The sequence below is a fragment of the Castellaniella sp. genome (genome assembly GCF_034007085.1).
Lineage (GTDB): Bacteria > Pseudomonadota > Gammaproteobacteria > Burkholderiales > Burkholderiaceae_B > Castellaniella.
Genome location: NZ_JAVERO010000087.1, coordinates 1 through 9,081, shown reverse-complemented (window position 1 = coordinate 9,081; position 9,081 = coordinate 1). Strand labels below are relative to the sequence as shown.

Sequence of the window (9,081 nt, the reverse complement as noted above, 5' to 3'; positions counted from 1 at the left end):
ATGCTTCGTAAATGACATGGCCTCTGACACATCGCCACCCCGCCTGCAGAGTGGTCCAGGTCAGGGCACCGCCACACACTCCACAGCAGGCGCTCAGCGATACGCCATGCCGAGGGCATGTGCTTGCCAGCGGTAGAGTCCAAAATTCACGATGAAAAGGAGCCTCCTGCATGCAGACTGGACACAGCCACGGCCTATCGGCCCGCAATTTCGGAAAACTGAGACCCGCAGGGTTCCCGGCCGAGTACTGCATGCGCAGGCGCTCTTTCCAGAATGGGTCGTCCTGGTATGAGGGCTCACCAATGAAATCGGCCAGGCGCTCCAGGATTTCACTGGATTGCGTCAAGCCCCCACGATATAGCTGCTGCACCGCCCGATAGTGGCCCCCTACGGAAGTCGCATGACCGTTCGCGGACATCAGCCGATATATGTACCCGACGAGACTTTCGCCATTCTGGCGCTGAGGTCTACAGGGAAAATCGCGGTAAGTGATGGAACTGCTCTCCCTCATGCTGTACGATCCCCCGCAAATGGCTCTCCGCTGCGATCCAGCCGCCTATAGACGAAATCCCTGCTGAAGGGATTGAGTGCGCCCACACCATTACGCCAAATTTGGGTAAATGCATCCTCTAACGTGTCGATATTGATCTCGTTATCATCGTTCTCCCACGCAGCTTGAAGAGCAATGGATAACAGGCGTTTGAGATACCCGACTCGTCCGTCCGTTGCAAAATAAATTCGCCGTGTTAAATCTGCAGTGGTAATTTTTCTCAGAGAGAGAGGAATTGGCAGCGCTGGTGCTAAAGCGTTAATAACATCGAAATTAGCATCCAGGAATCCAAGATCGTCTGGACTGCCTATAGACAATTCCATGGGTGCAGCAAATCGCCGCCGTAGCTGGACATTCACTTCCAAAAGATTTTCGAGGCGCGGAATTCCAAATAAAACCACAGGAATTTCTATTGCATTGACGAGTGTTTTTAGCCAATCGGCAGTGGCATACTGAGTTTTGCGCTGGCCTCTATCGTAAATATGCTGCGCCTCATCCAAAATCAGCATCTCCGTTTTACAGTTCCGTATCAAAATCTCGATTCTGGCAGTCTGATCCGCCACTCTTCCTTTCTCCGGGTAGGGATCACCCAGCGCCCGGAGAATGGCTTGTGCTACTGCCCCCACGGTGCCTAGGGAGGGCACCTCCACCAGCAATACCGGCGTGATCGTTTGTTCCGCGAGTTGCGCTTTGGGATAGCGCAGTTGAAATGCCCGAGCGAGACTGGTTTTGCCGCAACCACTTTCGCCAGTGACGAGCAGATTTCTGACCATGCCCGTATTTCGGGATAGGTCGAGTATCTGCTCCATCTCTGTGATTATTTTTCCGAATGACGAAAAATTTACATACTCGTTATCAAATGCCCGAAGGGCGTTATAGAACTCACCCTTGTCCATTACATCACCCCCGGGTTGCGCATTTTGAACGTAGCGATTCTTGGCCGGTTTTCAGCTTCAATAACCGATTTTTTGAGTGAGGGGGATGTTTTGGGGTTGGGCTTTTCAATGACGGATCTGGCTATTCGAGGCTTAGCTGATTCAACTTGTTTTTGCGCCCCACGCAGTCGTGCTGCCAGACGCCGCTTGGAATGTTTTTTGCTGGCGGCAAGTTCTGTGATTTTTTCCCGGAGTGCCTGCTTTTCCTGCTCCAGCTCAACTGGGTCTTCAGCGGATCGTCCTTGGCGCATAAGTTCCTGGCGAATCAGCCGATGCTGATCGAGCGAGAGTCCGTTGGCGTAATCAAAATTTCTCGCGTAAGCGGTGTGCGTAATTTCGTGCGAGTTGGGATCAAAAACCCGAATCGACCCGAGATCACTGGGGTCGTAGGAGAGGGTGAGTTCTGTACCAGGCCCAAATTTACGCAAAATAGGGGCTAAATCCTCGCCGCTGTAATAAATGCCGTGCAACCGGAGACCGTCATGTCGTAAATGTCGCGTGCAGGGTATACCCATTTCACTAATCAGCTTCTGAGCGGATTGAGGCAGCCTGGGGGTGTAGTTTTTTGCGCTAGAGGCCCATTTTTCCAGGGGTGTCGTGCCTAGTGTGCCGTGAACGGTTTTTGCATATACATCAATTAGCCATTTTTCCAGCAGTTCCTGAAATTCATCTAGTGTCAGAACGGCATGTTCCTGCGGGTCGTAATCTCCTCGCTCATAGTATTTAGAAAATGAAGTCCCTGGAATTAGATGTACGCATGAATAGTTGATCGTTTTTAGATAGCGTTCAATGCAGCCCTTAAATTGAGGCTGCCTTTTGGGACAATATTGAATTCGCATCCCGAGATTGAACGCCAGATGTTCCAGGGCCTGGCTATGAAATTCCAGGCCGTTATCGACGACGAGTGTTTCTGGGATACCGTGACACGGCCAGACCCCTTTTATCTCTAACCCAATCCTCGACTGTCTTTTTTTTTGGGCAGAATGGCGTGGCGCAAGGCGGCTAGAACGGCCTCCGTAGATGGTGCATTGAATCCTAAATGATAACCAAGAGGCATGCGGCTATAGTGATCCAGCAGCATAGTCAGCGTAGGCCTGCCCAATGGCAATTGGGTTTTTTCGTCGATCAAAAACAGGTCGATGGGAGTGTGGTCCACCTCCACCCGCTCGATAATTCGAGAGGTTTCGGCTCCTTTTCCAGAAAGTTTGAATTTCCGCATGGCTATCCTTTTTCCTTCGCGCAAAACAGACACTTGATATTGATCTAATTGTGAAAAAAGACGATAACAAGTTGATTTTCCTGGGATTTTGTATTGCTGATTTTTCGGGCGTAGAGAGTTTTCGCGGCTGATCAGCGTGAATAATTCCTCCCGCACTCTTTTCACGGTGGCCTGAGGGCTACTGCCAAAGGCTCGTTCGGCAGCTTCCTCAAAAAGCTCCACAATTCGTGGGGGTTGTCGAACGCATTTCGGCCCTCGGCGGTCGTAGCGCGGTATCAGTGCCCTGAAGTCACTCTGCAGCGCGGCACTGCCGACCCACCGATAGAGACTGGTAAAGCTCGGCGGTTGCTCATCACCAATTTTTTTAGCAACGGCATCCCGTATTGGCATGATGAATTCCGGCGTAATGCTGTATGGAGAGGCATCCCGTATTGCCGCCACATAAGCGAGCCTCCTATCCAGCTCGGCTCGTGTCAGGCCGTTTAGCTCGGAGATGGGCCTCTGACATAGCGGAAGCTCATCACCATTTGATGCAGCGTTCAGAAATCGGAGATTTCCATCACCGAATGCGTTTAGAAGGTCGTTGATGTTTAGACAGAAAATCTGTCCATCAATGATGCGCTCTGCCACGATACTGGCCTGGTCGGGGTTAATTCGCTGCACCAGATACTCCACGCCATGGTGCTCAAAGCGATAGTTCTTTTGAAAGCTGAACCCAGTCATGTTCGCGCTCCTCGCTAATGGAAACCAGTGTTGAAGAATTCAATGGCTGTGTTAAATCACAGGTCATATATCCACCTGCCAAGAGGTCAAAGGCGGATATCTTGTGAGGCCTCAGTATTGAGTTGACCAAGTGAATGCTCGGGTTCTGTAGAGCAATAAGCTGAGGTAGGATGCTCTCCAGGCGTGCTTGTGAGGGACTGTGTGCGGCCAGTGCTCTATAAGCAAGGTGTAGATTGCTGAGGCGCGGCTCCCTCCGTATGCATTTGTCAGTCAGGATGCTGAATGGCTGGTCGTCGCGCTGCATGTGGCTAGTGATCAGGTCATATTTCTGGCGAATTTCTGGACGATCCAGAATGGCTTTGGGTTTGACCTCGACGAGTACGGTATTGCCGTCGTCGAGAAGCAGTTCAAAGTCCGGGGTGTAGACGCGTAGGCGGTTATTGTCCGCGTACTGGATTTTCGGTGGCTGCTCTTGGTACGAGATGACACGCGGCGAGAGTTCGAAAAATAGACATGCCCCAAGCTCCAAGAGACCTTCGTGATGAACCATACGAGCGGCTTTGCGGCTTGGGAATTTTCCCCGCACGATTCCGCCCGATGGCGTGATCACCGTGCGTGACCGTGGGTTTTTTTTGGATGGGTTGACCATGCGACTGCTCCAGTTTTTAAGTAAAAGGGTCCCCAGTGCCTAGGCCGACCATGCAGGTGGGAGGCGCAACAACACCCGCTCTGCACCTAGGCGCAGAGAAACAATGCGTTACTTTTGGGGGGTTTTGGCTTGACTTAAGCCCTAGGAAGCAGCAATACTGTATGTACCAGATGCAGTATTCCCCCTTCCAAGGGGCAAAAGCCGAGCGACGAAAGTTGTTCGGCTTTTATTTTTCTGGCTGGCATTCCTCCTTCGAGTCAGGGCGTGTGCCCACGTGGCGAGGTTGTGGACGGTCTTTATAACGATCCGGCCAGAGTTGGTCTACATCAACCCCGACCACGGCGGCGATATGGGAGGCGACTCGCAAGGACGCGCCTCTGTCATGAATGACGTCGTTCACGACGCCGCGGCTGACGCCCAGCTCTTGGGCTAGGCTCACTTGGGTATGCCCGGCACGCTTCAGTCGATAGATCAGTTCGATAACGTCCATATGCATGCCGGGTTCAGGCAGTTTGTAAAGGGTTTCAGTCTATGCAATCCGATCTAGCAGGACAAGTCCTGAGCTATCAATTTTCTATTTTCGATAGCCAGCATGAATTAAACTAACTCATGCACCGAAATACCATGACTGAATATTTATCAAAAAAATCAATAACATAGATTTTATTGACCAGAGCTACTCCCAAAAAAAAGCATTTGCTGCTTTTGTTCGCTTCTATATTTATTTTGAAACTATATGTTTCTTATCAATATAGCGAGACAGAACTTCCGAACACGAGTCTCTTAAAAGACGCTTCGATTGACTTCTTGGCCTGGCCGAGCGACTGCCTCGATATACGCGGCCAAAAAGAAACGGGCTCCGCTGTAAGTATCGGAGCCCGCTTGCAAATCTGCACTGCTACAGATTTTTCACTAATTATGGGAATCGGTTTTCAATAATTGTGGGAAATTTTCACTAATTATGGGAATCGACATGATCACACGTCGATGTTCCCCGCCTGCAAGGCGTGTGTTTCGATGAAGGCGCGGCGCGGTTCGACGTTGTCGCCCATCAGGGTGACAAAGATCTCGTCGGCGGCGATGGCGTCCTCGATCTGCACACGCAGCAGGCGGCGCACGGCCGGGTTCATGGTGGTTTCCCAGAGCTGTTCCGGGTTCATTTCACCCAGACCCTTGTAGCGCTGTTTGCTGATGCCGCGTTCGGCTTCGGTGCGCAGCCATTGCATGACTTCGCGGAAGTCGGAGACGGACTTTTCCTTGATTTTGTCGCCCGTGCCCCGGCGCACGACGGCGCCTTCGCCCATCAGGCCCAGGAAGGTCTTGGCCGTGCGAGCCAGGATGGCGTAATCGCCGCCGCGCACGAAATGGCGGTCAAACACGCTGACGCGCAGATTGCCGAAGTGCGGACGGATGACTGCCAGACGCCAGGATTCATCGGTATCGTCGAATTGGACTTCCACATGGACACCCTGGGGATCGTTCGGGTCGTGCAGGGCCTGTTCCAGCGCGGCGGCGCTGGCGCGGGCGGCGGCCTCGTCCACCAGGCTGATCTGCACGCCTTCGGCCATGGCGGTCAGCGCCTCGGTGTCCAGTGTGCGCGACAGGCGGGCGATGACCGAATCGGCGGTGACGTACTGGCGTGCCAGATCCATCAGGGCATCGCCGGTGATCGGCGCGGCGCCAGCGGCGGGTGTGAGTTCCGTGTCCTTGAGCGCCAGCTGCAGCATGAACTGGGCTTCTTCTGCGTCGTCCTTCAGGTAGCGTTCCTCGCGGCCGACCTTGACCTTGTAGAGCGGTGGCTGGGCAATATAGACGTAGCCGCGTTCGATCAGTGCCGGCATCTGGCGGTAGAGCAGGGTCAGCAGCAGGGTGCGGATGTGGGCGCCATCCACGTCCGCGTCGGTCATGATGATGATGCGGTGATAGCGCAGTTTGTCGATATTGAAATCAGGCCCGATACTGGTGCCCAGGGCGGTGATCAGGGTGGTGATCTGTTCGCTGGACAGCAGCCGGTCGAAGCGTGCCTTTTCGACGTTCAGGACCTTGCCGCGCAGCGGCAGGATGGCCTGGAATTTGCGGTCGCGGCCCTGTTTGGCAGAACCGCCGGCCGAGTCGCCCTCGACGATGTAGAGTTCGCACAGGGCGGGGTCTTTTTCCTGGCAGTCGGCCAGTTTTCCAGGCAGGCCGGCGCCTTCCAGGACGCTCTTGCGGCGGGTCATTTCGCGGGCCTTGCGAGCGGCCTCGCGGGCGCGGGCGGCCTCGACGATCTTGGCGCACAGCGCACGGGCGTCATTGGGGTTTTCGAGCAGCCAGGTTTCCAGCGTGCGGCTGACGGCTTCTTCGACCGCAGGGCGGACTTCGCTGGAAACGAGCTTGTCCTTGGTCTGGCTGCTGAATTTGGGTTCGGGGACTTTGACCGACAGCACGCAGGCCAGGCCTTCGCGCATATCGTCGCCGGTGGTATCGACCTTGGCTTTCTTGGCCAGTTCGTTGTCGGTGATGTATTTGTTCAGTACCCGGGTCATGGCGGCGCGCAGGCCGGTCAGATGGGTGCCGCCGTCGCGCTGCGGGATGTTGTTGGTGAAGCACAGCACGGTTTCGGCGTAGCTGTCGTTCCATTGCATGGCGACTTCGACGCCGACGCGCACGCCGCCGGCCTCGGATTCGGTCGATACGGCGAAGATATTGTCGTGCAGGACGGTCTTGGCGCGATTGATGTACTGGACAAAGCCTTTGACCCCGCCCAGGAAGGCCAGGTTTTCGTCCTGGCCGGTGCGCTCGTCCACGAGGCGGATTTTCACCCCGTTGTTCAGGAAGGACAGTTCGCGCAGGCGGCGTGCCAGGATTTCGTAGGTGTAGTCGATGTTGGTGAAGATCTGGGCATCGGCCAGATAGTGGACCCGGGTGCCCGTGCGTTCGGCCGGACCGGTCACGGCCAGCGGTGCGACCCGTTCGCCGCGCCGGAATTCCATATGGTGTTCTTCGCCGTTGCGCCAGATCGTCAGGCGCAGCCATTCGGACAAGGCGTTGACGCAGGACACGCCCACGCCGTGCAGGCCGCCGGATACCTTGTAGGAATTCTGGTCGAACTTGCCACCAGCGTGCAGTTCGGTCATGACGATTTCTGCCGCGCTGCGGTGGTGTTCGTCGTCCTTGTGGATGGCGGTGGGGATGCCGCGGCCATTGTCCGTGACCGAGATGCTGTTGTCGGCATGAATGGTGACGACGATATCGTCGCAATAGCCGGCCAGTGCTTCGTCGATGGCGTTGTCCACGACCTCGAAGACCATATGGTGCAGGCCGGTGCCGTCGGATGTGTCACCGATGTACATGCCCGGCCGTTTGCGCACGGCCTCCAGGCCCTTGAGCATCTTGATCGAATCGGCGCCGTAGCCGGTGGCCGGGGTGTTTTGGGTGGTGGAATCTGACATGAATATCCTGTGATTGAATCCGTCGGCGTCGTGGGGGTCGATGGCTGGGCCGATCAGATGCGCATCGGCATGACGACGTATTTGAATTCTTCGTCGTTGGGCAGCGTGATCAGCACGGAGGCATTGGCGTCGGGCTGCACGGACCAGCGCACGGAGTCGGTCTTGATATTGGACAGCACGTCGAGCAGATAACTGACGTTGAAGGCGACGTCCAGCGGTTCCTGGGCGTATTCGACTTCGAGTTCTTCGCGGGCTTCTTCCTGTTCGGCGTTGGACGAGGACAGGCGCAGCAGGTTGTCGCCCAGTTGCAGGCGCACACCCTTGAGTTTGTCGGTGGTCAGGATGGCGGTGCGTTGCAGGGCGGCCTGGAGGGCTTCGCGGGCAATGTCGAAATGCCGTGTATAGCCGGTGGGGATGACGCGGCGGTAGTCGGGGAATTTGCCTTCGACCAGTTTGGAGACGACCTCGATGTCGTCGAAGCGGAATCGGATCTGGCTGGCGGCGACATCGATCTGGACGCTGGCCTGTTCATCATCGGACAGCAGGCGCTGCATTTCGTGGATGGTCTTGCGCGGGATGATCACATCCAGCGTGGCGGCTTGATCCTGGACGGTCAGGCCGCTGTGGGCCAGCCGGTGACCGTCGGTGGCCACGGCCCGCACGAGGCCGGGTTCGAGCACCAGCAGCAGGCCGTTCAGGTAGTAGCGGATGTCCTGCTGGGCCATGGCGAAATGTACCTGGTTGAACAGGTTTTTCAGGGCCTTCTGGGACATGGAAAAAGTGGCGGACCATTGTTCGGCCTGCGTGACCGTGGGATAGTCGGCAGCGTCCAGCGTTTGCAGGGCAAAACGGCTGCGGCCGGCCTGGACGGTGAGTTTGGCTTCGTCGAGCGACAGCCGGACGTCGCCCGTTTCGGGCAGGGCGCGCAGAATATCGAGCAGTTTGCGGGCCGCCACGGTGGTGGATTGGGTTTCATCGCCCACGCCAAAGTCCGCGCGCGTGGTGATCTGGACTTCCAGGTCGTTGGCCAGGAATTCAAGCTGGTTGGCCTGTTTGCGGATCAGCACGTTGGCGAGGATCGGCAGCGTGTTGCGCCGTTCGACGATCCCCACCACCATCGTCAGGGGCTTGAGCACGGCATCGCGGGTCGCTTGAATGATGAGAGGCATCTTCCTATCCTTTGAGAGTTTGCTCGAGTACGTGGAGGGCGTGGTTCAGTTCGGTCTGCTTGGCACGCAGGTCGGTGATCTTGCGGACTGCGTGCAGCACGGTGGTGTGGTCGCGTCCGCCGAACAGATCGCCGATTTCCGGCAGGCTTTTCTGGGTGAGTTCCTTGGCCAGATACATGGCGATCTGCCGGGGCAGCGCGATGTTCGCGGGCCGGCGCTTGGAATACATGTCGGCGACCTTGATTTTATAGAAATCGGCCACGGTCTTCTGGATGTTTTCCACGGTGATCTGGCTGTTGGAGACCGACAGCAGGTCTTTCAGGGCTTCCTTGCAGACTTCGACGGTCAGCACGTCGCGGCCGTGGAAGTTGGCGTAGGCGGAAACCTTGCGCAGAGCGCCTTCGA

At 56.0% G+C, this 9,081-nt stretch carries 9 protein-coding genes; all 9 read right to left on the bottom strand.

Annotated features, from left to right (window positions below):
- On the bottom strand, window positions 1–511 hold a 511-nt coding region (locus tag RBR29_RS11965), incomplete at its 3' end, for a TniQ family protein (protein WP_369293022.1).
- On the bottom strand, window positions 508–1,446 hold the full coding sequence (locus RBR29_RS08380) for a TniB family NTP-binding protein (protein ID WP_320348564.1): 939 nt from the start codon (window positions 1,444–1,446) through the stop codon (window positions 508–510). The genes RBR29_RS11965 and RBR29_RS08380, both read right to left, overlap by 4 nt.
- The gene (locus RBR29_RS08375; protein ID WP_320348562.1) at window positions 1,446–2,324 is read right to left on the bottom strand and encodes a Mu transposase C-terminal domain-containing protein; all 879 of its coding nucleotides are present in this window, start codon (window positions 2,322–2,324) and stop codon (window positions 1,446–1,448) included. The genes RBR29_RS08380 and RBR29_RS08375 overlap by 1 nt, the downstream gene beginning before the upstream one ends.
- A 107-nt stretch (window positions 2,325–2,431) precedes the next feature.
- On the bottom strand, window positions 2,432–3,427 hold the full coding sequence (locus RBR29_RS08370) for a hypothetical protein (RefSeq protein ID WP_320348561.1): 996 nt from the start codon (window positions 3,425–3,427) through the stop codon (window positions 2,432–2,434).
- Complete coding sequence (locus tag RBR29_RS08365; protein WP_320348560.1) at window positions 3,390–4,076, bottom strand: TnsA endonuclease N-terminal domain-containing protein; 687 nt, start codon at window positions 4,074–4,076, stop codon at window positions 3,390–3,392. The genes RBR29_RS08370 and RBR29_RS08365 overlap by 38 nt, the downstream gene beginning before the upstream one ends.
- 226 nt (window positions 4,077–4,302) lie before the next feature.
- On the bottom strand, window positions 4,303–4,566 hold the full coding sequence (locus RBR29_RS11960; protein ID WP_369293023.1) for a helix-turn-helix domain-containing protein: 264 nt from the start codon (window positions 4,564–4,566) through the stop codon (window positions 4,303–4,305).
- Window positions 4,567–5,053: 487 nt separating this feature from the next.
- On the bottom strand, window positions 5,054–7,507 hold the full coding sequence (gene gyrB, locus RBR29_RS08360; protein ID WP_320348558.1) for a DNA topoisomerase (ATP-hydrolyzing) subunit B: 2,454 nt from the start codon (window positions 7,505–7,507) through the stop codon (window positions 5,054–5,056).
- Between the two features lie 53 nt (window positions 7,508–7,560).
- Window positions 7,561–8,676 carry a DNA polymerase III subunit beta gene (gene dnaN / locus RBR29_RS08355; protein WP_320348557.1) on the bottom strand — a complete coding sequence of 372 codons (1,116 nt, stop codon included), beginning with the start codon at window positions 8,674–8,676 and terminating at the stop codon, window positions 7,561–7,563.
- Window positions 8,677–8,680: 4 nt separating this feature from the next.
- The coding region (locus RBR29_RS08350) for a helix-turn-helix domain-containing protein (protein WP_320348555.1) at window positions 8,681–9,081 on the bottom strand (401 nt) is incomplete at its 5' end.